General features: G+C 46.8%; 20 protein-coding genes. 13 read left to right on the top strand and 7 right to left on the bottom strand.

The window, feature by feature from the left end; genetic code table 11:
- Window positions 1-224: 224 nt before the first annotated feature.
- Together BMY78_RS15655 and BMY78_RS15650 are read left to right on the top strand one after the other, a co-directional pair.
- On the top strand, window positions 225-671 hold the full coding sequence (locus tag BMY78_RS15655; RefSeq protein ID WP_090900400.1) for a MarR family winged helix-turn-helix transcriptional regulator: 447 nt from the start codon (window positions 225-227) through the stop codon (window positions 669-671).
- Window positions 668-2,179, top strand: a complete 1,512-nt coding sequence (locus BMY78_RS15650; RefSeq protein WP_090900397.1) for a DHA2 family efflux MFS transporter permease subunit — start codon at window positions 668-670, stop codon at window positions 2,177-2,179. Before BMY78_RS15655 ends, BMY78_RS15650 begins: the two co-directional genes overlap by 4 nt.
- A 112-nt stretch (window positions 2,180-2,291) precedes the next feature.
- On the opposite strand, the gene BMY78_RS15645 is transcribed toward BMY78_RS15650, so the two are convergent.
- The 3 genes from BMY78_RS15645 to BMY78_RS15635 form a co-directional block, all read right to left on the bottom strand.
- The gene (locus BMY78_RS15645; RefSeq protein ID WP_090900394.1) at window positions 2,292-2,642 is read right to left on the bottom strand and encodes an MGMT family protein; all 351 of its coding nucleotides are present in this window, start codon (window positions 2,640-2,642) and stop codon (window positions 2,292-2,294) included.
- A gap of 119 nt (window positions 2,643-2,761) precedes the next feature.
- Window positions 2,762-3,496: an RluA family pseudouridine synthase gene (locus tag BMY78_RS15640; RefSeq protein ID WP_090900390.1), complete on the bottom strand. Its 735-nt coding sequence runs from the start codon at window positions 3,494-3,496 to the stop codon at window positions 2,762-2,764.
- Window positions 3,496-4,359 (bottom strand): class I SAM-dependent methyltransferase, encoded by an 864-nt coding sequence (locus BMY78_RS15635; RefSeq protein ID WP_090900387.1) that lies wholly within the window; start codon window positions 4,357-4,359, stop codon window positions 3,496-3,498. Before BMY78_RS15635 ends, BMY78_RS15640 begins: the two co-directional genes overlap by 1 nt.
- A gap of 262 nt (window positions 4,360-4,621) precedes the next feature.
- Between BMY78_RS15635 and BMY78_RS15630 the strand changes: the two genes are divergently transcribed.
- Genes BMY78_RS15630 through BMY78_RS15620 form a run of 3 tightly spaced genes read left to right on the top strand, consistent with a single transcriptional unit; the run spans window position 4,622 to window position 6,502 of the window.
- Window positions 4,622-5,074, top strand: coding sequence for a flavodoxin (locus tag BMY78_RS15630; RefSeq protein ID WP_064636952.1), 453 nt, complete (start codon window positions 4,622-4,624; stop codon window positions 5,072-5,074).
- Between the two features lie 5 nt (window positions 5,075-5,079).
- Entirely contained in the window at window positions 5,080-5,883 is an 804-nt protein-coding gene (locus BMY78_RS15625; protein ID WP_090900384.1) for a hypothetical protein, read from the top strand.
- 52 nt (window positions 5,884-5,935) lie between these two features.
- Window positions 5,936-6,502, top strand: coding sequence for a nitroreductase family protein (locus BMY78_RS15620; protein WP_090900381.1), 567 nt, complete (start codon window positions 5,936-5,938; stop codon window positions 6,500-6,502).
- A 29-nt stretch (window positions 6,503-6,531) separates the two neighbouring features.
- Here BMY78_RS15620 and BMY78_RS15615 read toward each other — a convergent pair whose 3' ends face one another.
- Both BMY78_RS15615 and BMY78_RS15610 read right to left on the bottom strand, forming a co-directional pair.
- Complete coding sequence (locus BMY78_RS15615) at window positions 6,532-7,989, bottom strand: 4-hydroxyphenylacetate 3-hydroxylase family protein (RefSeq protein ID WP_090900378.1); 1,458 nt, start codon at window positions 7,987-7,989, stop codon at window positions 6,532-6,534.
- A gap of 200 nt (window positions 7,990-8,189) precedes the next feature.
- A complete protein-coding gene (locus BMY78_RS15610; protein ID WP_090807335.1) occupies window positions 8,190-8,342 on the bottom strand; it encodes a DUF1540 domain-containing protein in 153 nt (50 codons plus the stop codon).
- Window positions 8,343-8,704: 362 nt separating this feature from the next.
- On the opposite strand from BMY78_RS15610, the gene BMY78_RS15605 reads away from it, so the two are divergent.
- On the top strand, window positions 8,705-9,517 hold the full coding sequence (locus BMY78_RS15605; protein WP_090900375.1) for an AAA family ATPase: 813 nt from the start codon (window positions 8,705-8,707) through the stop codon (window positions 9,515-9,517).
- 171 nt (window positions 9,518-9,688) lie between these two features.
- Here the strand turns inward: BMY78_RS15605 and BMY78_RS15600 are convergent, their stop codons facing one another.
- Window positions 9,689-11,152, bottom strand: coding sequence for a HAMP domain-containing sensor histidine kinase (locus tag BMY78_RS15600; RefSeq protein ID WP_090900372.1), 1,464 nt, complete (start codon window positions 11,150-11,152; stop codon window positions 9,689-9,691).
- Window positions 11,137-11,823: a response regulator transcription factor gene (locus BMY78_RS15595; protein ID WP_090900369.1), complete on the bottom strand. Its 687-nt coding sequence runs from the start codon at window positions 11,821-11,823 to the stop codon at window positions 11,137-11,139. Before BMY78_RS15595 ends, BMY78_RS15600 begins: the two co-directional genes overlap by 16 nt.
- Before the next feature lie 191 nt (window positions 11,824-12,014).
- Between BMY78_RS15595 and BMY78_RS15590 the strand changes: the two genes are divergently transcribed.
- The 7 genes from BMY78_RS15590 to BMY78_RS15560 all read left to right on the top strand — a co-directional run bounded on the left by BMY78_RS15590 (window position 12,015) and on the right by BMY78_RS15560 (window position 22,692).
- Window positions 12,015-12,734, top strand: coding sequence for a YceI family protein (locus BMY78_RS15590; protein WP_090900366.1), 720 nt, complete (start codon window positions 12,015-12,017; stop codon window positions 12,732-12,734).
- A gap of 245 nt (window positions 12,735-12,979) precedes the next feature.
- On the top strand, window positions 12,980-17,341 hold the full coding sequence (locus BMY78_RS15585; RefSeq protein ID WP_090900364.1) for a glycosyl hydrolase 53 family protein: 4,362 nt from the start codon (window positions 12,980-12,982) through the stop codon (window positions 17,339-17,341).
- Window positions 17,342-17,496: 155 nt separating this feature from the next.
- Complete coding sequence (locus BMY78_RS15580) at window positions 17,497-18,513, top strand: iron-hydroxamate ABC transporter substrate-binding protein (protein ID WP_090900362.1); 1,017 nt, start codon at window positions 17,497-17,499, stop codon at window positions 18,511-18,513.
- 255 nt (window positions 18,514-18,768) lie between these two features.
- Window positions 18,769-19,809, top strand: coding sequence for an SPFH domain-containing protein (locus BMY78_RS15575; protein ID WP_090900359.1), 1,041 nt, complete (start codon window positions 18,769-18,771; stop codon window positions 19,807-19,809).
- Window positions 19,806-20,909 (top strand): diacylglycerol kinase catalytic domain-containing protein, encoded by a 1,104-nt coding sequence (locus BMY78_RS15570; protein WP_256222162.1) that lies wholly within the window; start codon window positions 19,806-19,808, stop codon window positions 20,907-20,909. Before BMY78_RS15575 ends, BMY78_RS15570 begins: the two co-directional genes overlap by 4 nt.
- An 80-nt stretch (window positions 20,910-20,989) precedes the next feature.
- Window positions 20,990-21,703: a response regulator transcription factor gene (locus tag BMY78_RS15565; RefSeq protein ID WP_090900356.1), complete on the top strand. Its 714-nt coding sequence runs from the start codon at window positions 20,990-20,992 to the stop codon at window positions 21,701-21,703.
- Window positions 21,700-22,692 carry a sensor histidine kinase gene (locus tag BMY78_RS15560; RefSeq protein WP_090900352.1) on the top strand — a complete coding sequence of 331 codons (993 nt, stop codon included), beginning with the start codon at window positions 21,700-21,702 and terminating at the stop codon, window positions 22,690-22,692. The genes BMY78_RS15565 and BMY78_RS15560 overlap by 4 nt, the downstream gene beginning before the upstream one ends.
- Window positions 22,693-22,843: the final 151 nt, after the last annotated feature.

Here is a 22,843-nt window from a genome sequence, read left to right as displayed (position 1 = left end):
TAATAGTAACCATGGAACTCTTGCTTAACATGCAGGAGGGCTGTGGTTATTTTTTTATTGATGTGTACTTTAAAGAGTTTTGCCTGTTTTGGAGGGATAAGAATAAAATCTAAAATTATATATGTAAAGAGTTGACTATGTAAATATTTTTGCTATAATAAGTAATTGTTCCCCTGATATTTCGTGTACGAAATATTATATTCCATAAGTAAAAGGGTGAATTAATGTCTGACACATACGAAGTATTCTACATTATTAATTCGTTTCGGCAGGTCAATCAAATGCTCTTCCGGGTATTCTGGAATGAAAACAAAGAAATTGAGCTCACTTCAATTCAATTCATGGTGTTATCCATTCTGAGAGAGCGCCCTTCAATTGGTATCAATGAAGTGGCTGACCTCTGTCATATGGGCAGCAGCTCCATGAGCGCTGTGGTGGAGCGCCTGGTCAAGGGTGAGTACATTGTGCGAACACGTTCCGACTCGGACCGCCGATCCGTAAAGCTTCAGATTACGGATAAAGGGGAAAAGGCCCAGCAGGAAACACACCGTTTGTGGATGGAGCGAGTGTCACCGATTCTGGATATCCCGAAGGAAGACCTTGAGCACCTGCTAAGAATTCATAATCAAATGATGGAAAAGCTAGAAGGAAGAGAGATGAACAACCAATGAGTACTACTGCAGCAGCAGCGCCATCCTCTGCGATGGACAACATTAAGAAAGGCCCGATTGTGGCCGCATTGTTAATCGGTGCATTCGTCGCCTTCCTGAACCAAACTTTGATGAACGTAGCTCTTCCTAAAATTATGGAGGACCTCGGCATCGGAGCGAATAAAGCCCAATGGCTGACTACGGGTTATATGCTCGTCAATGGTGTGTTGATTCCGGTTACGGCGTATCTGATCGCCAAATTCTCAACACGTCAAATTTTCATTACGGCCATGACGCTCTTTACATTAGGGACCTTGGTCTGTGGTCTAAGTCCGAACTTTGGTATTCTGATGGTCGGTCGTGTTATTCAAGCGGCAGGGGCAGGTATCCTGATGCCTCTGATGACGGTTGTATTCTTGACCATCTTCCCGATTGAGAAGCGTGGTCAGGCTATGGGTACGATGGGGATCGCGATGATTCTTGCTCCTGCCATTGGACCGACACTGTCAGGTTATGTGGTTGAGCATTATTCCTGGAGACTGTTGTTCTATATCATTTTGCCATTCTCCGTGATTGCAACTGCAATCGGTATTGCGTTTGTCAAAAATGTAACACGTCAATCCAAACCTAAATTGGACTATCCAGGTGTTATTTTATCCACACTCGGTTTTGGTAGCTTGTTGTACGGCTTCAGTGATGCGGGTACAGACGGATGGGGCAGTGCAATTGTAATTGCATGTCTGGTCGTAGGGGCCATTTCCCTGATCCTGTTCGTTATTAGACAGATGACAACCGATCATCCGCTGTTGGAGTTCCGTATTTTCAAATACAACATGTATACATTAACAACGATCATTAACATGCTTGTTACGATGGCGATGTTCGCTGGTATGATTTTGCTTCCGATTTTCTTGCAAAATATTCGTGGGTTCTCACCGATTGAATCTGGTTTGCTGATGATGCCGGGTGCCATCCTGATGGGGATTATGTCTCCAATCACAGGTCGCATCTTCGATAAAGTCGGAGCACGCTGGTTGTCCGTTGCCGGCCTTGCCATTACCGCTGTCACAACTTGGGGGCTCAGCCGACTGTCGATTGACACTACTTATGGTTACATGATGTTTATCTACACAGCTCGTATGTTCGGTATGTCGATGTTGATGATGCCAATTCAAACAGCGGGTCTGAATCAGCTTCCACAGCGCCTGAATGCACATGGTACAGCGATGTCCAACACATTGCGTACAGTTGCGGGTGCAATTGGTACAGCGATTCTTGTTACGATTATGAGCAGCAAGCTGAAATCCCATCTGGCTGATACTTTGGCAACTGGTCAAATCTCTCCAGATGATAAGGCTGCGATGCTTCGTGCTACTGCAGATGCAACAATTTACGGCGTAAACTATGCGTTTGTTGTAGCGACAGCGATGACTGTAGTTGCGCTGCTGCTGGCGTTCTTTATCCGTAAAACAAAACCGGCTACTGAACCTGTAACCACTGAGCAACAAAAAGTGAATGCAACAGCTTAAATCAAACTCGATTACTGTTATTATTCATGTAATAAAGGTCTTATATATACAAAAGAGAGTTCAGGCAGATCACACTGCTTGAACTCTCTTTTTGTTATGCCTTGTTTGGACTTTATTCTTCATCGGTCGATACATCAAGATCAAGTAGGAAGGCAGGACCAGGATCATGACCAAAGAGTCGGAGGTTGATGCTTCCATCCATCTGAAATTCAACGCCCTCGCTAATGAGCTCCGACTCCTGCATCAAACGGGAATGCTCGTCGGGAATGGCTATCAGCCCTTTGGCGTTGACGACGCGGTGCCAGGGAAGGCGCTCCTTCCGGCTCATGGAGTGCAGAATGCGTACAACCTGTCTGGCAGCTCTTGGGCTGCCTGCATGAGCGGCGATCTGTCCATACGTCATGACTTTTCCTTCAGGGATTGCTGCGATGATAGCGACGACCTGTTTCGTAAACGGTGTCATAAGAGTGGCTCTTCCTTTCCATTGGAGTAAAAAACCGTGCCATTCAGATAGGAATCTGGATGACACGGTTGACGGTCGGATTGATCTGATCTTGTGAATGATTATTAAAAATAGATCGATTAATGTTCCGCTTTAAATGATTTATCATACACAGCCGCCGGCCACTCTGCCCATGGGAATTCACGGGGAGGCAGGGATTGCAGCACAATTTCTTCCTTCGTTACCGGGTGGGGAAAAGCAGCGATCGCAGACCAGAGCGCAATTTGTTGTCCGGGCTTATTCACATCTGCACCATACTTTTGATCTCCGAACAGCGGACAGCCCATTTCTTTCATTTGGACCCGGATCTGATGTGATCTGCCTGTGTGCAGCTCGATGTGAACCAGACTGTAACGGTCGGTTTCGCCGATGACCCGGTAATCCAGAACAGCATCTTTACCACCAGTTGTACCCTTGGGCACAACAGTAACGGTATTGGTACGCGCATCTTTCAGCAGCGTGTGCTTTAACGTCCCGTGTTGTGCAGGCAGCTTGCCATGTACAACAGCCGCATATATTTTGCGAAAATGACGTCCCCGAACCGTCTCGGATAATCTTGAAGCAGCCTTCGATGTTTTGGCAAAAATCATCGCACCACCAACGGGGCGGTCCAGTCGATGTACTAATCCGAGATAAACGTTACCAGGTTTGTTATATCGTTCTTTCAAATCCTGCTTCAGCAGTGTAAGCAGATCCGGATCACCCGATGCATCTTCCTGGGTAGGCACATTGACTGGTTTCGTAATGCCTAACAAATGATTGTCCTCAAACAGAATCGGAATATTTCCCGTTGTTTGCGAATGTTCGGACATCATCAGGACTCCCAGCGGCCCAAGATGCCGCATGGCAGATCCAGACCACTACGGGTAATGGGAAGACCAATTTCACCTGCTGTAATTTGACCGCCGTATTGAGCAGACATCGTCATTGTCAGCATGTTGCGCAGAACAGTAGACGAAATACCGGTTGTATAGGAATTGACCAGCATGAATAATGGGTTATCGGACAAAATTTCCATACACGATTTCAGGAAAGGGTAGAGGTTCTCTTCCAGCTTCCATGTCTCTCCGTTAGGGCCGCGGCCATAGGAAGGCGGGTCCATAATAATCGCGTCATACCGATTGCCGCGACGTTGTTCGCGCTGTACGAATTTGAATACATCGTCTGTAATGAAACGAACAGGACGATCCGCGAGACCGGATAATTGAACATTCTCTTTAGCCCACTGTACCATGCCTTTAGCGGCATCCACGTGCACAACGGAAGCTCCGGCATAAGCAGCAGCAACAGTTGCACCACCTGTATACGCAAACAGGTTCAATACAGAGATGGGACGGCCTGCTCCAGCAATTTTATCCATCATCCAGCTCCAGTTAGCCGCTTGTTCAGGGAACAGACCGGTATGCTTGAAGCTGGTTGGTTTAATATGAAATTTCAGGTTTTCGTATCCGATGGTCCAGCGTTCCGGGATCGTTTTTTTCATGTCCCAGCTGCCGCCGCCCGAAGAACTGCGGTGATAATGACCGTGAACCTGGCGCCATTCATTGGTTTCTTTTTCAAGGGGCCAAATGATCTGTGGATCGGGTCTGCGCAAAATTACATCGCCCCAGCGCTCCAGCTTTTCGCCGCCTCCTGTATCGATTACTTCATAGTCCTTCCAATTCTTTGCTACGTACATAATGATTTATCCATCCTTCAAAAGTCATTTGGATACTATTGTACAACAAAAAAGGGCCTGTACGCCAGTTAGGGTGGGCACCTGAAAGGGTGAATTGCTTTTCGTGGTGTTGAATTTGGTTCATCCCCATATACTGAATTGGAATGTGAGTGAAAATTTAATTTGACAATGATAATCATTATCACATATGATTTTGATAATTTCAAATGTTACTTCTTCAGGAACAGTATGACATGATCAATAAAAAGTGAGGGAAAAATAGATGGCTAAATTGTTAGTGGCTTATGCAAGTATGACAGGAAATACGGAAGAGATTGCGGAACTGATCGTCGAAGGAATCAAACAAGGTGGGCATGAAGTGGATCTCAAGTCCGTAACGGATTGCAATGCAGCTGATGTGCTTGATTATGACGGGTTTCTCATTGGCGTATACACGTGGGGAGACGGTGAACTGCCGGATGAATTCCTCGATTTTTACGAAGAGTTGGATGAGCTTGATCTGAGTGGCAAACGGGCAGCGGTGTTCGGAAGTGGCGATACTTCTTATGAGCAGTACTGCGGGGCCGTAGATCTCGCGGCAGCGAAGCTGGTGGAGCGTGGGGCGGAGGTATCTCCAGAGATGCTGAAGATTGAATATAGTCCGATGGAGCAGGAGAAGGATACGTGCCGTGACTTTGGCAAACGTTTTGCTGCTGCCGGATTACAGGTGTCCTAAAAATCATGTTAAGACATAATGTTCAGGCAGCTCTGCAGCCGGGAATGTCAGACACCCCGCTACGTCTGCTTGAAGATTACAGATTGGAAGAGATGCTGCGCAGCCCGCATCGGTTCATCCGCCCGGAACCGGAGGCTGAACAGCGCTCAGCGCTGCAATGGAGACACCGTGTTCAATATGCAGTCAGCCATGCAGTCAATGCTTTTTACAGTTTGGACCCGGAAGTGCGCAAAGAGGTGCCTGTACAGTATTTACTCGAAAAGTGGTGGCCTAGAAAAGCGACCGGATTCGAATCTGTACTTCATTACTGGGATGTAAAAAACAAAATTACGGATGAATTATCCCTTGCAATTGCGATGAACGATGATTTGAAGCATCCGACCATTCTGTTTGAACAATGGCGAACGGAGCTTCCTACCTTGTCGATGCATCTGTCCATGATCTTCCAGGCGGCTTGGCAGCCAGAGGGCTGGGATTCGCTGCTCATCCAAAAATATATGGTTGTCCATGATCCAAACGTCGTTGAGGCGTTCCAGCATATGGTGAGCGTGTTCTGCTGGAAAGCATTTGGCAAGCTGCCAGGCATGATCGAAATTTATTGTTTGCTTGAAGGTCGCAAGATTAGATGTATCCCGGGACGTCAATCGCTTGTCCGATCGATGGACTATATTCGACTGATTCGTGACAGCATTCCGAGCATAGAGAAGGTCGATTCTGACCAATTTACGGTTCAGGACAAAGCGAGAGTGCATGATGAAGTCGATCGGTGGAGAAGTGAGACTGAACCGAAAAAAAACTGGTTGATGTAAAGAATGACAAGGGATGTTGCGAACTATCGTGCAGATTAAGGAGGGATGAGCCATGTCTACCGGTTTGAGACAAGATACAGCAAACGGCAAGAAACGTACAGGAACTTGTGAATTCAGCCCGTTGCCTGTACCGCAGTCGGTGATAAGACGGTTGCTGGATGAAGCAGATCCATCTTTATATGTGATAAGTTCAGAGCCTTGGCGGTTTATGTTGTTTGCCAGTGAAGGCCGTCAACTGTATCTGGAGGCGGTCAGACAGAGTTACCCACCACATTTGGCAGATCGTTACGGGGACTGGGCTACATATCAATATACAGAGGCTATTCCGGCACATCTGGTTGTTGTCGCTCCTTCGAGTGCCAGGGAGGACCATGTATTGCCTGCAAAAGCCTGGAGCAAACGTTTTTGCATCCTGGCAGCAGAACAAGGGTTGAATGCCGTCTGGAAGATCAATGATTATCAACAGCATCCCGTGTTTATGAATTTGATGGGTTTAACGAGTGAGGAAAAGGTATTGGGTGTATTCCACATCGGTTACGGAGACCAGTCTGCACTTCGGGACATCGACGCAGGCAGACCAGCCTCTGAACTGATGACGGTTTACGACCATCTGGTTTAAACGGGGGGATTATCCCTCATTCCTCATTCTTATTTGCCGGTTTTGGCAATAAACTTACGAACGAGCTGACGATAGGATTGATCTGCAGAAACTGCTGAATACAGCCGGTTCGACACGGTGATCGTGTTACCAAAAAAGAAACGTTCGAACTGGGTCTGTCTGCCACCGAAAGATCCTGCTCCAAGCTCCCAGATCAGACGAAACAATGCTGTGCGTTCCTGAGATACCATGTCGGTTCCTCTCAGGTACGTATCCAGGTGCGGTGCGATATCGGAGCGGAATTCTTCTTCCTGAGGCACCATAATTACACCGCTGGAACCCAGGAGCTGTAAGATTTCAATCATCTCTGGATACAGCTTGGGAAATAAAAGGTTTGCTGCCATTAACGGTTTGGGGGCAGGTATTATAAATCCCCGTCCATCATCTATAGCACCGGCTTCTGCTGCCAGAGCCAGTGCTTTTAACGATTCAAGACCAGCGAGTACCCTGGCTGTTTTCTCTATCACATGCGTTTCAGCAGCTTGATCGAGCGTGTCAGCGAGTAACTGGATGGTGCCCAGGACAAATTCCGTTTTGGCTATATACCGGCATATGACCTGATGTCCTGCGTGAATGTGAAAATGGCTTCCACTAAAAAGACGGCCAGACAAATCCTCATTACCGGCGAAGAATATCCGTTCATGAGGTACAAGCACATGATCAAAAATGACGATGTTATCCATCTCTTCATACCTGGAACTGAGTGGATAGTTGAAATTGGATTCGGCTGCGTAGGTATCCCGGCAGATCAGACTAATTCCAGGCAGGTCATTCGGCACAGCAAAGGCAAAAGCGAACGGATTTTCATCGTCGAACGGTGCCGGTGAAGGGGAAGGATATACCAGGATTTCGTCTGACGTGGCGGCCTGAGTGGCCATCATGAATGCACCATTGATGATCAGACCTTCTTGAGTGCGATCAACCACTTTGGCGGCGATGGCATCTTCGGTCGCGTCCAATTGTCCTGAAATTTTACTGGCATGAGGCTGGATAAAGGCATGGGAGAGGGTAATATCATTATCCCGGCAGTAGGCATAGTAGTTTCTCAAATTTTCGGCGTATTGTGGCGATACTTCTTCAAGAATATCTGCTCCGGTATAAAAGGCCATAATTGCTGTGTTCATATAATCGGGTGATCGTCCCAGAAAACCATGGTGTGTCCCTGACCAAATGTTCATTGCTTCTCGGCGTCTGCGCAGGTCATCCACACTGGTTGGAGGCAGAAAGGACATACCGACTGGTTTTCCGTCAGCTGGGGATGCATAAGTCATCGTATCGATCAAGTGCGGATCTGACTGAAGATCGTACAGCTTCGCTTGTGTCTGCATCAAACCTGCAAACGCAAAATGTTCAGAACGTTTTCCAGTAACAAGTTCTCCTTTGTACCAGCATGGGACCGTCTGGGCATCGATACGTTCAATATACTGTTTGCCACTTTTTACGGGCATCGTTACTCACCTCTATGATCTATTCGTTCATGGGCAGTTTGACTGCTCTCGTAGTGTACGTGAATAGGCAGTCCAATGTGCATGAAGAGAGGGGAGTTCAGATTTTGCAGAAAAGAGCTTGATAATAATTATCATTCTTGTTACAATGAAAAAAGAAAAAGGAACCGTACGGCTCCTTTAACTTGTACAATTTGAATTTGTTATTTTACTTCAAAAGTTTTGCAGTCTGTTTCAGCGGACTCACTCACTTTTTTGGAACTGTGACTCACGATGTAGATTGAAGATGCGTTGCATTTGTTCTCTTCAGCCCAGTGACGACAGGAGTTAACTTCGCATAATACGTCTTTTGCCATGATTGATAACCTCGCTTTAATTGGATTACAGTCGTTGGTATAAAAGAACATCCGGAATTGGCAAGTTGCCGCTTGCAAATCTGGAAATATTTTGTGCTCTCTCGAGTAAATAGAGGGCTTTTTTGCGTTATACACAACGATGCATATTTAGAATAGCAAATTTTACTACCGCTTGCAACAAATTGGACTGGACTCACGATAAATGATGGACAAGTCACATAAACTTTGCAAAGAGGCCGTCTTATGTTATTATTTAATAGTAATAATTACGATTAAAAGATCATTAAATATAAATGAGAATGAATCGATACGATATAACCTGGATGACTTCCTGAGACATCGAAGAAGGAGAACGATCAACGATGAGCAAAACCAATCACATAAACCGGATTCCCCGAGCGAAAGGCATCGATATGGCCGCTTTTTATTCGCCGAAAGAGTGTGGCCGCAAGGCAAAGCATATTGTATTCTCTGCAGACAATGCACGGGTTGTGGAGGAGTTTATTACGATTCTCGGTATGAAAGAGCAGTTTGCAGAACATGATGTACCGATGCCGAACAAAATGGTGATGTTTGGTCCACCGGGCACAGGCAAAACCTTAACTGCTTTCCATCTGGCCCACCGACTTCAGCTTCCTCTGGTCCTTGTAAGGCTTGATGCCATTATACACAGCCACCTTGGGAAGACGGGAAGCAATGTCCGTAAATTATTTGAATATGCACGGGCTAACCCCTGTGTGTTATTTCTAGATGAATTTGATGCCGTAGGTCGTACACGTGAAAGTAATGATGAGGTTAAAGAAATGGCTCGTGTCGTCAATACATTGTTGCAGTGTCTTGATGAATTCGATGGAGACAGCATTCTGGTTGCCGCTACGAATCTGGAGACACAGCTGGATCATGCGATATGGCGGCGATTTGATACCAAAATGACCTATGGGATGCCGGATGAATCAAGCCGCAGATTATATATTAGCAAGCTGATGGGGCAGTTTGAGCAGGAGAGCCGACTGGAAGAATTCACGTGTGAACGCCTCGCAGGATGCAGTTATGCGGATGTAGAGCAGATTGTCTTAAAAGCTAAGCGGAAAGCCATTATTGCCAACAGCCCATTACATGAGCAATTCATTAATGACGCGTATGCAGAATATATGCCGCGGGTTCTGGCCACATAGCTTGTATATGAATATCAGCAACCACTGTCACATAACGAATAGCCCGGTTCCTGTGAAGGAATGTCGGGCTATTCGTTATTTCAGCAAGCTGCATAGGCCGTTGGGTCTTGTTCTTTGGCAGATGAAGAAAGCCCGTTTATGACATGCATGCATTGATTTGATGCATTGAATTTAGGCGTTAGCCGTTGCGCGGTAAGACGGTTCTTTCTCTGTTTTTTCAGGACCAGACCATCGTGGCAAAGTTAAGGTGAAAAGACTGCCTTCAGGACTGCTGGAGGTTAAGGATAGCTCCCCTCCCTGAGCACGAGCAAGCAAGCGGCTGTAGGTCAGTCCCAGACCCAGCCCACGGGTAAGGCGTTTTTTGATCTCGCCACGGTAAAAACGTTCGAAGATCTTGGGTTGATCTTCTTTAGTGATCCCCATACCGTTATCCTGCACATCAACAAACAAGTTGTCCTCCTCCGCGCGCAAACGGATATGAAAGACGGCAGCTTGGTCGGAAGTGGCTGCTTGCAGCCCGTTATTGAGCAGGTTGACAATGATCTGCTGAATCCGAAGGGCATCACCGATGGTATAGAGCGTACCCGATGGTGTATGCAATTCAATCTCGGGAGACTTGTCCTCATAAGCGATTTTCCACTGATAGATAATCTCACTTACCAGCAAATTCAAATCTAAGCGTTCCCGACGAACAGCAACACTTCCAGCGCTCATCGCATTGTAATCCAGCAGGTCAGCGACCATGCGTTCCATCCGTTCGGATTCTTTGAGTGCGATGTCCAGAAATTCCTTTCCTTCCTTCGGACTAACAATATCGTCCCGGACAGCCATCACGAGTCCTTTAATGGACGTTACCGGCGTTTTTAATTCATGGGTTACCCCAGCAAGTGACAGGGCACGCCATTCCTCCAATTGCTGCAAACGAATGGACATCTCGCGAAAAGACTCTACGAGTTCATTCATCTCCCGTTCCCGTGTGTTCAGATCCAAATTCACTTCATAGTTTCCGTTTCGAATCTGCTCCGCGGCATGGGCGACTTGACGAATAGGCCTGGACAGCTTGCGGGACAGGAGGTAGATCGTAAACCAACCACATAGGATTAAAGCAACGAACAGGATGCACACCACCAGCATCGTTTCCGGATTGTATGCAATGGACTTTTTGGATTGCATGACCCACACTTTACCCAGCATCTGATCGTCATCTATCACGTTAACCATCACCCCGGCGAATTTTTTGTTTCTTGGTTCGCGTAGGTCGTCAGACAACCTGTAATACACATCCTGCTGCGTCATTTTCGGTTGGGAATAAATCAATTGATTATTGTTGTCGAGCACCATAATACAAAAGTAATTATCTGTATTGAAAAGCTTGGTACGCTTGTCCACGAGCCTGTCGAGATCCGGAGGAATATAAAGGTTGTTTTCTGTTCCTGTTACCTTCTCGGCGATTTCCAGCCCTAACAGCTGGGCCGTTTTGAGACCTTTTTCAATGGAAGTGGTTCTGATCCAGTAGAGTGCCCCTGCAACAATAATGGTGAAACCGATGCAGAGGATTAGAAAATAACGAAGCGTCCAGTAGGACAGAATGGATGTTTTACGTTTTGGTGTATTTCGTTTTAGTTGGCGATCCAAAATTGATACCCCATTCCCCGTAAAGTCCGGATTTCTCCCGTTTCAGGCAGCCAGTGGGATAACGCCTGACGCAGCCGTTTGATCGACAGGTCCACAGCCCGGTCACTTCCGTCATAGTCCATGCCCCATACCTGTTCAATCAGATGGTCCCGGGTGAATGTGCGATTGGGGTATTCCGACAGAAACAGGAGCAGTGACAAATCACGTGGTGTGAGTGCAACCTTGGCACCGTTCAAAAGTACCTGTTTGGCAGCCAGATCAATGACCAGATTGCCAAAGTAACGTTTGCCTTCACCTTCAGCTGTCCAGTGTGGATTGCGGCGAAGCACAGCATTGACCCTGGCGACCACTTCCTCGGGCACAAAGGGTTTGCTCATATAATCGTCAGCACCGGCATTCAGCCCATTCAGGCGGTCCTGAATATCATCCAGTGCGGTTAACATGATGACGGGACAAGCACTTTTTTCGCGGATGATTCGCAGCAGATCCCAACCGTCCATTCCAGGCAGCATCACATCCAGCAAGACCAAGGAAGGCACATCCGAATCAAATAAAGTTAGGGCAGTGGGCCCATCCGCTGCCTGGCGAACGTCGAATCCCGCTTTTCGAAGATAGGCAGCAAGCACGCGTGCAATGGCTTGTTCATCTTCGACGATAAGTATGGATTTCAAGAAGGTGTCTCCTTTCACTTCAGAAGCTTGTGTACTGATTTTACATGAGCGGAAGCACAATGCCAATGAGGCAATTATTTTCAGAAAAAAATGCGTTATAAGTCATTTCTTGACGTCATCCTGACACATTGGGCTGTTAAGATGCTGATAAATAACCAACTTATACAGTTACCCATTGGAGGAAAATAGAGATGAATAAAAAGACAAAAACATGGATGATCTCAGGCGCGGCAGCAATTGTTATTCTTGGAGGCGGAGGGTACTATTTCGCGAACAGTTACCTGGGCAACAACGTTGAGATTGAACAGGTGCTTCCTGTCAGCACCGCCGCGTCCACTACGGAAGCCGGATCGCACAGTGGTACAAGCGTATCCAACGTTGCAGCGGGAGCAGAGCAGTTAAATGGAGACTGGAACATCAGCGAAGGTTCAAAAGTATATTTCTCGGTCACGACATCCCAGGAGACGGTCAATTTTGCGGACGAGCAGGTCAGTGGTAACCTGACCCTTAATGTTGACGATGCGTCCCAGATGAAAGCGAATGGACAGATCGAGATGAGTGACATTGATTCAGGCAATAGCCAGCGGGATGGACATGTGAAAGAAGCAGATTACTTCGATGTTTCCACCTATCCACAAGCTACATTTACGGCTACCTCATTTGAAGGTGTACCCACGGAGTGGCCGGCAGGACAGACTGTAGACTTTAAAATGAACGGCACCCTAACGGTAAAAGGGATGGAGAAAGAGGTAACGTTTGATGTAAAAGCTGCTTATGAAAATGACCAGGTGTTGTTGTCCGCCACAACGATGGTTACCTTTGAAGATTTTGGTATGGAGAATCCACATTCGGTGGTCCTGTCTACTGAAAATGACATTCAGGTCCAACTGGAGCTGAAGCTCAGTAAATAAGCATTTGGGTATGTAAGGCTAAAATCTGTTCTAATCTGCCTAGTGAGGCGGAGGGACAGATTTTTTCTGTTAAGAATGGGAATCGATCCGCGATGAGCAAGGAATTACCATTCGATCTGTTAAAATAACTGCTGTTTCCTTGGCATAATACCGTGTCCTCGATTGTTGTAAAGCGCTTACAATAATAATGGTTTACAACATGCATTGTTCAAGTTGAACCAAACACGATAAGGGGGAGATCAAGCGTGCACAAAAGATACATAAGCGGCTGTCTCGTATTACTGATGTTGTTCTGTGATTTGAATTTGGCAGTTCGACCCGCAGCGGCAGCAGCGAAAGTAAACGTTGCGCTGAATAAGGCGGTTACGGTCAGCTCAGAGGATCTACAATGGGGGGGCAATAAAGAAAACGCGGTGGATGGTAAAGGAGATACAAAATGGAGTGCGAGCAGTCCTACTTCAATAGATCATCCGCATTGGCTGACGGTAAACTTGGGAGCTTCATACAACCTTTCCGGTTTGGAACTAACGTGGAAGGATGCAAATGAGGTTGTGAAGTTTTTGGTTGAAGTGTCTGAGGACGGAAATACATGGACACCTGTGGCAGATCACTCTGCCAATGATAAAGCGGAATCACAGGTCAATCTGGATTTCGAAGCAGAGGCGGTTCATTATGTGAAGGTCACGATTCCTTATTATGCGGGTACCGACTGGTGGCCTGGCATTTCCGAGCTTCAAATCTGGGGGGAGGAAGAGGTGCGGAACCCGGCAGACATCGAGCATTATGATCAAGTCAACGTGTCTACTGTAAGTCGTACTGCTCCTGTTCTGCCAGAAAAAGTTACGGCACATTACAAGAACGGGAAATCGGGCCTAGTCCCGGTTGCATGGGAGGAAATTAATCCTTCACAATATGCATCAGCAGGCAGCTTTACTGTTACGGGTGACGTATATGGGGCTCCCATTCAACCTGAAGCTACCGTTACGGTAGAAGGATATCGCAGTGATTTTGTCAGAGGTGTGGATATTTCCACGTTAACAGCCATTGAGGATAATGGAGGTTATTATCTGGACAGTAATGGTGCAAAACGCGATCTGCTCGATATTCTCAAAGACCGTGGCGTGAACTATGTGCGGCTTCGGCTGTGGAATGATCCACAGAAGTCCAATGGGTACAACGACAAGGAAGATGTGATTCGTCTGGCCCAGCGGGTAAAGGGGAAAGGTATGAAGGTTTTGCTCGACTTCCATTATTCTGATGAATGGGCACATCCGGGCCAACAGCTTCGTCCAAAGGCCTGGGAAAACCTCTCGTTCGAAGACCTGAAAACTGCGGTGTATAATTACACGCGTGAAGTGGTTGGAGACATGGAGAAAGCAGGCGCCATGCCCGACATGGTTCAGATTGGTAATGAAATCAACAGCGGTGTATTAAACGGGTTGAAAAGTGAAGTCAATTTTGATGAGAACGTAGCATTGCTTAAGCGTGGAGTGGACGGCGTTCGCGATGTCCCTGGTGGAGAACAGGTTCAAATTATGATCCATTTGGCTGAAGGAGGCAAAGCAGATACCTTTGATTGGTATTTCGGCGAATTGGAGAAACGGGATTTGAAATACGATATTATCGGGCTGTCCTATTATCCATTCTGGCATGGGACATTCGCAGATGTGCGCAAAACGATGAATGAAGTATCTGTGAAATATGGAAAAGAAGTCATTATTGCTGAGACGTCCTATCCATTCTCGTATAAAAACGGGGACGCTCATGGCAATATTATTGGCAATCCCGAAACGCTGAATGTCGGAGGGGCGACCTTCCCGGCAACCGTACAGGGACAATATGATGCGATTGCAGGCATTATGGACATGATCTCACAAGTTCCAAATCAGAAGGGAGCGGGGTTCTTCTATTGGGAACCGGCATGGATTGCGGCCAATGTAGGCTGGATTGCTTCCGAGGGAGACGCATGGGAGAATCACGCCATGTTCGATTATGACGAATATCCGGCGAATGGCGGTTACTCGTATGAAGGGCGTGCCCTGCCATCGCTGGATGTGTACAAACGCGGCCTGAACATTCTTCCCGCAGATCGGAAGGAGCTGTCGGCAGCGATTACACGTGCAAAGGCGCTTGAATCCAGTGATTTTACCTCTGAAAGCTGGACCACACTCGCTCCAGCCATTGCAGCAGCCGAGAATACGTACAAATTGGCTTATACATCTGGTGGTGTAACCCAACAGGATACCGACGATGCGACTGCTGCTCTTCATGAGGTAATGCAGAAGCTTGATGTTATAGCGGCGAATCGGAATGCTCTCGAGGCGATCATTGCCGAAGCCAAAACATATAAACAAGCGGACTGGTCTGCTGCAACCTGGGCTGTTCTGACCAAGGCTCTTACTCGTGCAGAACAGATCATGGCAGATCCAAGAGCCACCCAGACCGAGGTGAATACGGCTGCAAAACAAGTGGAAGCAGCCATTCATGGTCTGTCCAATGTAGACAAAACCGAGCTGACACAGTTCATCGGTGAAACCCAGCAGCTGACCGAATCATCATATACACAGCGAAGCTGGGCAAACCTGAAAGCGGCTTTGTCATCGGCTATCACAGTCAGAGACAAGCAGGATGCCATTCAAGCCGAAGTGCAGGAGGCTCTGACAACACTTCAAAAAGCCAATAACAATCTTGTTTTGCTGGAGGCGGTAACAACAGGTAAAACAGCTACCGCATCAAGCAGTGCCGGTACAGGTGGTGGAAAAGACAACTCGCCTGGGGGAGCGATTGACAGTGACCCCACTACTTCATGGGGAACAGACGAAAGTGTGCAAAGTTGGTGGCAAGTGGATCTGGGGGCGACCGCTGTGATCCGCAAGCTGGAAATGTCCATGTGGAGTGGAGGCATTAAATACAAGATCGAAGTATCCAACGATAACAAGAACTTTGTCAAAGTCGTGGATACAACAAGTGATGTGGTTGTTTCCACCAGTCCGAGGCATATCCTGCCCGCAGGCACGGAGGCGCGTTATATTAAACTGACCATTACCGCTGGTTCTCAGTGGGTAGGCTTTATGGATTTTGAAGCTTATGGTATGTTCCCGGCGGACAAATCTGCGTTGGAGACTACCGTGAATTCTGCTGCGATGCTGCAACAAAGTAATTACACGACCGCAAGCTGGAATGGGTTTACACAGGCCCTGTCATTTGCTCGTGTGCTTATGGATGATGCAGAAGCCAGTGCACAGGAAATCAGTGCTGCGGATAACGCGTTGAAAGAGGCTGTTAGTCAGCTTGTAAGGCAAGAGTCAACCCCAGGTCAGCCGTCACAGCCCGGTCAACCTGCGCAGCCTTCCACGCCTGGATCATCGCAGAATTCCGGCAATCCTCCTGTTACGCCGCCTGTTGAATCCGGTAATCCGGCAGAAAGTGGTGTCATTACATTCAAAGGGAAAAGTACCGGGGTGAGCACCTATGTGATTCAACCTGATATGAAGCAGTTGTCTCAAACGATTGAAGGAATGGGAGCAGGGAGCAAAAAGTTAATCTTGATTGCAGATGTTCCTAAAGATGCAAAGGCTACGACCTTTCAGCTCAATGCAAATCAACTTCAGGAATGGGCACGTACTCAGGCATTACAGTCGCTGGAGCTGTCCATGAAACAGACATCTGTCCGCATCCCATTAAGTTTATTGAAGGATGCTCGTAGTGAAGATGGGGATACAATGGATATCGTTCTGGCCGAAGACTCCACAGCAAATCTGTCTGAAGCGCAAAAGAAAGCTGCTGGCAATCGCAACGTGGTCAGTGTGGATCTGTTGTTGAACGGACAGCCTTTACAGTGGACAGATAGATCCATTGAAATTGCGATGTCGAATGTGCAACATTCAAATGCAGAAGACGTTGTGCTGGTCATCCAATCCCTTTTGCCAAATGGTGAAATGAAACCAGTAACCTTTGCTCAATATGATGAAATGACCCAAAGTCTGGCTTTCAAGCCACTTGAATCAGGCCGTTTCGTGATTACTGAAGTGCAGGTGCCGTTGAATGATTTGCAATCCTACTCCTGGGCCATTAAAGAGGTTCAGAATCTGTATGGCAAAGGAATCATTTCAGGCATGACGGATACCCGATTCAGTCCGCAAGGTGAACTGACACGTACACAATTTCTGCAAATGATCATGAAGGGTATTGGCGAATCACGTTTGCCGGATACATCCACTTCAGCTCCAATGGATGTGAAGAATGATCAGTGGTATTCAGATTCCGTACGCCTTGGTTTGGAGATGGGAATCGTGCAAGGCCGAGCAGACGGTTCGTTTGCAGCTAATGAACGTATTACCCGTGAGGACATGGCGGTGATGTTAAACCGTGCAATACAGATCATGAAGCAGAACACCAGTGCAGCCGTTGATTCAACACCTAACAGCACCGCATTTAATGATAACGCAGATATCGCTGAATATGCAAAACAAGCGGTTGCAGCGATGCAGGAGCAAGGCCTGCTTAAAGGAATGGCAGATGGCTCGTTTGCGCCTAAAATGCAAGCCAATCGTGCACAGGGTGCAGTGGCTGTAGCCAGAATGATGGAGCAGATCTATAAATTCTAATTGTATATATGATATAGGGATCGGGTCTTTCTGGCTCGATCCCTATGTTTATGGGTTTGAAATGGTAGACAGTTAGTAATCAATTCTGCTATGATTCCAATGATAATGATTACCATTATCACAAAAAGCATTGAATTATAGGGGGCATCATGTTTATGTTTAAATCCAAATCGATTCTTTCCATTTGCACATTATTCATTGTGTTTACGCTAGTTCTTGTGGGCTGCGGAAATGCAGGAAAGACAACGAATGAAACGGGGAACGGCTCAGGACAGACGACTGAGAATCAGGAATCCACTGGAACCGATACAGCTCAGAATGAATCAGCGGAAAGTGAAACACGCGAATATGAGACGGATAAAGGGACGGTTACTATTCCTGCACATCCGAAACGCATCGTGACCGATTACTACGGGGGCGAAATTTTGTCTGTAGGCGGTAACTTAATTGGTGTAGAGCCAAGTGCCTTTGATAATCCGTTTATTAAGGACAAGCTCAAAGACACTACAGATGTGGGTTATCCGGTGAACGTGGAGAAGACGCTGGAACTAGCGCCTGACTTAATCGTTGTGATGTATGATGATAACTACGAGGAACTTTCCAAAATTGCTCCAACCGTGCATATCCCATATGGTACAGCGACAGATATTTACAAGACCGTTGAGCTGTTTGGTGATTTGATCGGTCAACCGGAGCAGGCGAAGGCGTTCATTGCCGATTATGAGAAAAAGGCGGCAGACGGACGTGAGAAGCTGAAAGGCATCGTGGACGAAAATACGACCGTTGGATTATACGAGTTAACGGACAAAGGAGATCTGTGGATTTTTGGCGACAACGCAGGCCGGGGAGGACAAGTTGTATACAATGCTTTGAAGTTGAAAATGCCGAGCAAGGTAAGCAAAGACAATCAGACTGTACAGCTATCACTCGAAGTATTGCCTGAATACGCTACGGATTACATGTTCATGACGGTGTACGATCCTGAGAAAAAAGGCGAAGCGCTGAAGGAATTCAAACAGTCCAAAGTATGGAACGGTCTGGATGCGGTGAAGAATCACCGATTCTTCGAGAATGATTTTGACACATTCTATCGATATGATCCGATCGCCATTACAGCCCAGATTGATTTGTTTGTTGATCTGATCTTGAAGAGCGCTGAACAAAACAAATAAATGATGAATGTTGATTAACAACGAGATGACTCATAATGGTTTACGCTAGCGCTCGCATAACCCATAATGAGTTGTCATTACTGAAACTATAATTATAGAAAATGGACCTGCTTTAAGGCTTCTGCCTAAGGTAGGTCTTTTTTTGATGTAAAAAGCAAAAAAAAAAGTTGTTAATGTCATATTGACAATATCAAATCCGTTTGTTATCATTTCGATAATATCATAATGATATTATTAAGAAATGGGGAATGAACGATGTTTGGATTCCGATTCGTGAAGTTTCAACCCAGTGAGTACGTAATGAAAGTGAAGAATGGGCAGGTACAGCGTCAAGGTGTAGGTTTATCCTTTTATTATTATGAGCCGACGACATCGGTGGTGGTTCTGCCTGTATCTTCGGTGGATGTACCCTTTATGTTCGAAGAAATAACAGCCGATTATCAAACGGTTACCATTCAGGGTCAACTGAGCTATCGTATCGTTGATTATATGAAAATCACCCAAAGCTTGAACTACACGTACAATTTGCGCAAAAACAGATATATCTCCGACGATCCTGGCAAGTTGGATCAACGTGTGATTACGACCGCCAAGGTGCTGACCAAAAAACATCTGGAGCAAATGCCCCTGAAGGAAGCCATTCAATCGAGTGAACGGCTGGCCAGCAGCATGAAACGGGAAGTGGTGCAGAGTGAGGAACTGGAGAAATTGGGCGTAGAACTGATGAGTTTGTCCATTCTGGCTATTTTGCCTAATAAAGAGACGATGCGTGCACTGGAAGCACAAGCGCGGGAAGAGATTTTGCGTCAAGCCGACGAAGCGCTGTATGTACGTCGCAATGCATCCATTGAACAGGAGCGGAAAGTGAAGGAGAACGAGCTGAACACGGAAATTGCCGTGGAGACGAAGAAACAGCAGATTCGAGAAACGCAATTACATGCCGAGCGTTCGGTGAAACAGAAACAAAATGAGATGGAACAGGAACAGCTCCAATTCAATACCGCGATGGAGGAACGGAAGCAACAGCTCATTGAATTAACGATTGCCAATCAGAATGCCGAAGCCGATGCCAAAGCCTATGAAATTGCTGCCGTGATGAACTCGTTACAACAGGTGGAACCTAGCGTGCTACAGGCAATGGCTAACATGGGTATGAACTCGGATAAACTGATTGCCCTTGCATTCCAGGAGCTGGCTGAGAATGCCGGGAAAATTGGACAGCTTAACATTTCGCCGGATCTGTTGCAGGGATTGATGAATCCACCAACAAGAGAGCAGGGAGGTCGGGCACGATGAGACTTGGGAAGGCAAGCCAGAATGTAGCTGCACACACTGGGGGAGGAGAACCCATGACCGAATACAAGTTGATTCTGGTCAAACGCAGAACAAGGCTGGAAGAATTGGTGGTCCGCTATAATACGGTCCAACAAGCCCAATTCTACATTGAACGCTTGGGAGCAGACTTCAGTGATTACCTGGAGGAGGACAGACGTTATCATCATTCCGTGCAGCAGGCCCAGCAGCAGCTCAGCCAACTGGGCCGGGTTCAGACCATTGATCGGGAACATGTGCCCAACTTTATTTTTGGAGCACAGGACATTGTGGTAGTGATCGGACAGGATGGACTTGTTGCCAATACGCTCAAGTATGTAACCGAGCAGCCGCTCATTGGTGTGAATCCTGACCCCATGCGTTGGGACGGGGTATTGCTGCCATTTACGGTAGAGGATCTGAGCTTCATAATTCCTGATGTTATTCGTAAACGCCGCTCCCTGAAAGAAGTGACTCTGGCCAAAGTGGAGCTGAATGATGGGCAGTATCTCTATGGCGTCAACGATCTGTTCATTGGCCGTAAGACGCATGTATCCGCTCGTTATGAAGTTCGCATGGGTTCATCGGTAGAACAACAATCCTCCAGCGGAGTGATTGTATCCACGGGAATGGGATCGACGGGCTGGTTCAAAAGTGTGCTGGCAGGTGCTGCTGGAGTTGTGGGTTCGGAAGCGTGGCAGCATATCCAAGCGGGTGAAGCGTTCATCTCCGATAGAGACAGCAAAAGCTCTCATTCAACCTCGAACTCTAGAGGGAAAGGTTATTCAGAATCATATATCGCTGCGACAGCATCAGCACAGGGAAGCATGAGCGGCATGAATCATTTCGGTTGGGATGCGCCTTATCTGTATTTTACAGTACGTGAACCCTTCTCCAGCCGGACGACTGCAGCCAATCTGGTGTTTGGACAGATTCATCCGAAACAGCCATTACAGATTGTCTCCCAGATGCCGGAGGATGGCGTTATTTTCAGTGACGGGGTAGAACAGGACTTTCTCGAATTTAATTCTGGGGTAGAAGCCACCATAGGTATAGCGGAGAAGCGTGGACGGCTCGTAGTCTGACCTTTATTTCCAAACCGTTTCCGGCTAGAATGGTAAACTAGATGTAGAAGATATGTCAGGGAACGGAAAGAAGGTTGACGATGCAATCGATATTGCTGGTTGAAGATGATGCCAAGCTCGCAGCATTGCTGGGTGAATATCTGATCCGAAATGGTTTTCAAGTGCAGATTGTGGCAGATTTCCGTCATGTTCTGGATGAATTCGTGCAGATCGGCCCTGATCTAGTATTAATGGATGTGAATCTTCCTCAGTTTGATGGTTACTACTGGTGTAGACAGATCCGTTCGCATTCCATTTGTCCCATTCTATTTATTTCGGCCCGTGACAGTGGCATGGATCAGGTTATGGCGTTGGAGCATGGGGCCGATGATTATATTACGAAGCCTTTTCAATACGAGGTCGTTCTTGCTAAAGTTCGTAGTCACCTGCGTAGAGCATATGGGATGTATGCAGCTGTTCAACCAGAAATGAAAGTGAAAAATGGCCCCATGTTACTGTACCCCGAAAGATACGTACTGGAGTACGATGGTCATTCCGTAGAGCTGACACAGAAGGAATCCGTATTGGTTGAGGCGCTGATGGCCAAGGCAGGCCGGGTAGTGGGTCGTGAGCGTTTGCTCGAACTGATGTGGGAAGATCAGCATTTTATTGATGATAATACGTTGAATGTGTACATTACACGTGTTCGCCGCAAGCTGAAGGATCTGGGGGCTGAAGAGGTTTTGGAGACTGTTCGCGGAGCGGGCTACCGATTACTTGATTTGAAGTCACTTGCCCATGAGGACCGACAATGAAACTCTTCTTAAGGGATCAGCTGCCCCTCATCGGATTTTATTTGCTGCAAATGCTGCTTGTTCCATGTGTATATTGGCTTTCAGGTGAGGGTCGCCCCATGAGGATTGTTCTTTATGGCATGTTACTGAGTACAGTGGTATTGATCGTGTATCTGACCGTACGTTATTTCCAGCTCCATCCATATTACCGTGTGCTCCAACAGCCAAAACAGCTGGTAGACGAGCCTTTCCAATCACTGGGCAGTGCCCCTTTGGCTGATTCATTACAGGATTTAATGCGTGAACTGGAGCGTAACCGTCAGGATGAGATAGGTCGATTGCGCAGTCATACTGAGCAGCATATTGTCTTCATGAATCGTTGGGTCCATCAGATGAAGACACCACTGTCCATCATTCAGTTGACCCTGGAAGATGTGGATGATGATAAAACTGCAGGAAGCATACAGGATGAGCTGGATAAAATGCGCAAAGGGTTGGAAATGGTACTTCATTCTTCACGCCTGGATCAGTTCGAAGGGGATTTTCGCGTTGAGCCTCTGTCTCTACCCGAGGTGGTTCGAAGCAGCATAGCTGAGAATCGACGTTTGTTTATTCGTAGAGGAATTACGCCGGATATCCGATTGGACAACGACCTTCAAATCTACAGTGATTCCAAATGGCTGCGATTCATGTTTACCCAGATTTTAACGAATGCCGTTAATTACTCAGATAGCAAAGCAGGTAAAAAAGTCATCATTACCGCATATATGAAGGAAGAACGAATCGTATTAGATATTCAGGATCAGGGTATCGGCATATCGGCTGAAGATATTCAACGAGTGTTTCATCCTTACTTCACCGGAGAGCGGGGAAGACAGTATCATGAATCTACGGGGATGGGGCTGTATCTGGTCCGTGAGATCAGTACACGTTTGGGTAACCAGATTGAATTGTTCTCCAAACCGGATGAAGGAACATTGGTCCGATTCAGCTGGATGAATCGAAAATAGAGGTGCTTTGCCTGTGGGCAAGGTGCTTTTTTTATGGATGTAGGAGCAGGGGAACATAACCTTAAACGCTGTGTAAGGAAAGTTTAAGGTAAATCGATAGCAGGGTTGTAGGAGGTCGTTTAGGATAAGGATATGAAAACAAAGCATAGTT

The sequence above is a fragment of the Paenibacillus sp. OK076 genome (assembly GCF_900110055.1).
GTDB lineage: Bacteria > Bacillota > Bacilli > Paenibacillales > Paenibacillaceae > Paenibacillus.
The sequence above is the reverse complement of the archived record's forward strand: the minus strand, read 5'-3'. Positions and strand labels throughout refer to the sequence as shown.

What these genes read in the sequence shown, in the direction of transcription:
- BMY78_RS15655 (WP_090900400.1), top strand. Translation starts at nt 225, where the DNA reads ATGTCTGACACATACGAAGTATTCTACATTATTAATTCGTTTCGGCAG.
- BMY78_RS15650 (WP_090900397.1), top strand. Translation starts at nt 668, where the DNA reads ATGAGTACTACTGCAGCAGCAGCGCCATCCTCTGCGATGGACAACATT.
- BMY78_RS15645 (WP_090900394.1), bottom strand. Translation starts at nt 2,642, where the DNA reads ATGACACCGTTTACGAAACAGGTCGTCGCTATCATCGCAGCAATCCCT.
- BMY78_RS15640 (WP_090900390.1), bottom strand. Translation starts at nt 3,496, where the DNA reads ATGATGTCCGAACATTCGCAAACAACGGGAAATATTCCGATTCTGTTT.
- BMY78_RS15635 (WP_090900387.1), bottom strand. Translation starts at nt 4,359, where the DNA reads ATGTACGTAGCAAAGAATTGGAAGGACTATGAAGTAATCGATACAGGA.
- BMY78_RS15630 (WP_064636952.1), top strand. Translation starts at nt 4,622, where the DNA reads ATGGCTAAATTGTTAGTGGCTTATGCAAGTATGACAGGAAATACGGAA.
- BMY78_RS15625 (WP_090900384.1), top strand. Translation starts at nt 5,080, where the DNA reads ATGTTAAGACATAATGTTCAGGCAGCTCTGCAGCCGGGAATGTCAGAC.
- BMY78_RS15620 (WP_090900381.1), top strand. Translation starts at nt 5,936, where the DNA reads ATGTCTACCGGTTTGAGACAAGATACAGCAAACGGCAAGAAACGTACA.
- BMY78_RS15615 (WP_090900378.1), bottom strand. Translation starts at nt 7,989, where the DNA reads ATGCCCGTAAAAAGTGGCAAACAGTATATTGAACGTATCGATGCCCAG.
- BMY78_RS15610 (WP_090807335.1), bottom strand. Translation starts at nt 8,342, where the DNA reads ATGGCAAAAGACGTATTATGCGAAGTTAACTCCTGTCGTCACTGGGCT.
- BMY78_RS15605 (WP_090900375.1), top strand. Translation starts at nt 8,705, where the DNA reads ATGAGCAAAACCAATCACATAAACCGGATTCCCCGAGCGAAAGGCATC.
- BMY78_RS15590 (WP_090900366.1), top strand. Translation starts at nt 12,015, where the DNA reads ATGAATAAAAAGACAAAAACATGGATGATCTCAGGCGCGGCAGCAATT.
- BMY78_RS15580 (WP_090900362.1), top strand. Translation starts at nt 17,497, where the DNA reads ATGTTTAAATCCAAATCGATTCTTTCCATTTGCACATTATTCATTGTG.
- BMY78_RS15575 (WP_090900359.1), top strand. Translation starts at nt 18,769, where the DNA reads ATGTTTGGATTCCGATTCGTGAAGTTTCAACCCAGTGAGTACGTAATG.
- BMY78_RS15570 (WP_256222162.1), top strand. Translation starts at nt 19,806, where the DNA reads ATGAGACTTGGGAAGGCAAGCCAGAATGTAGCTGCACACACTGGGGGA.
- BMY78_RS15565 (WP_090900356.1), top strand. Translation starts at nt 20,990, where the DNA reads ATGCAATCGATATTGCTGGTTGAAGATGATGCCAAGCTCGCAGCATTG.
- BMY78_RS15560 (WP_090900352.1), top strand. Translation starts at nt 21,700, where the DNA reads ATGAAACTCTTCTTAAGGGATCAGCTGCCCCTCATCGGATTTTATTTG.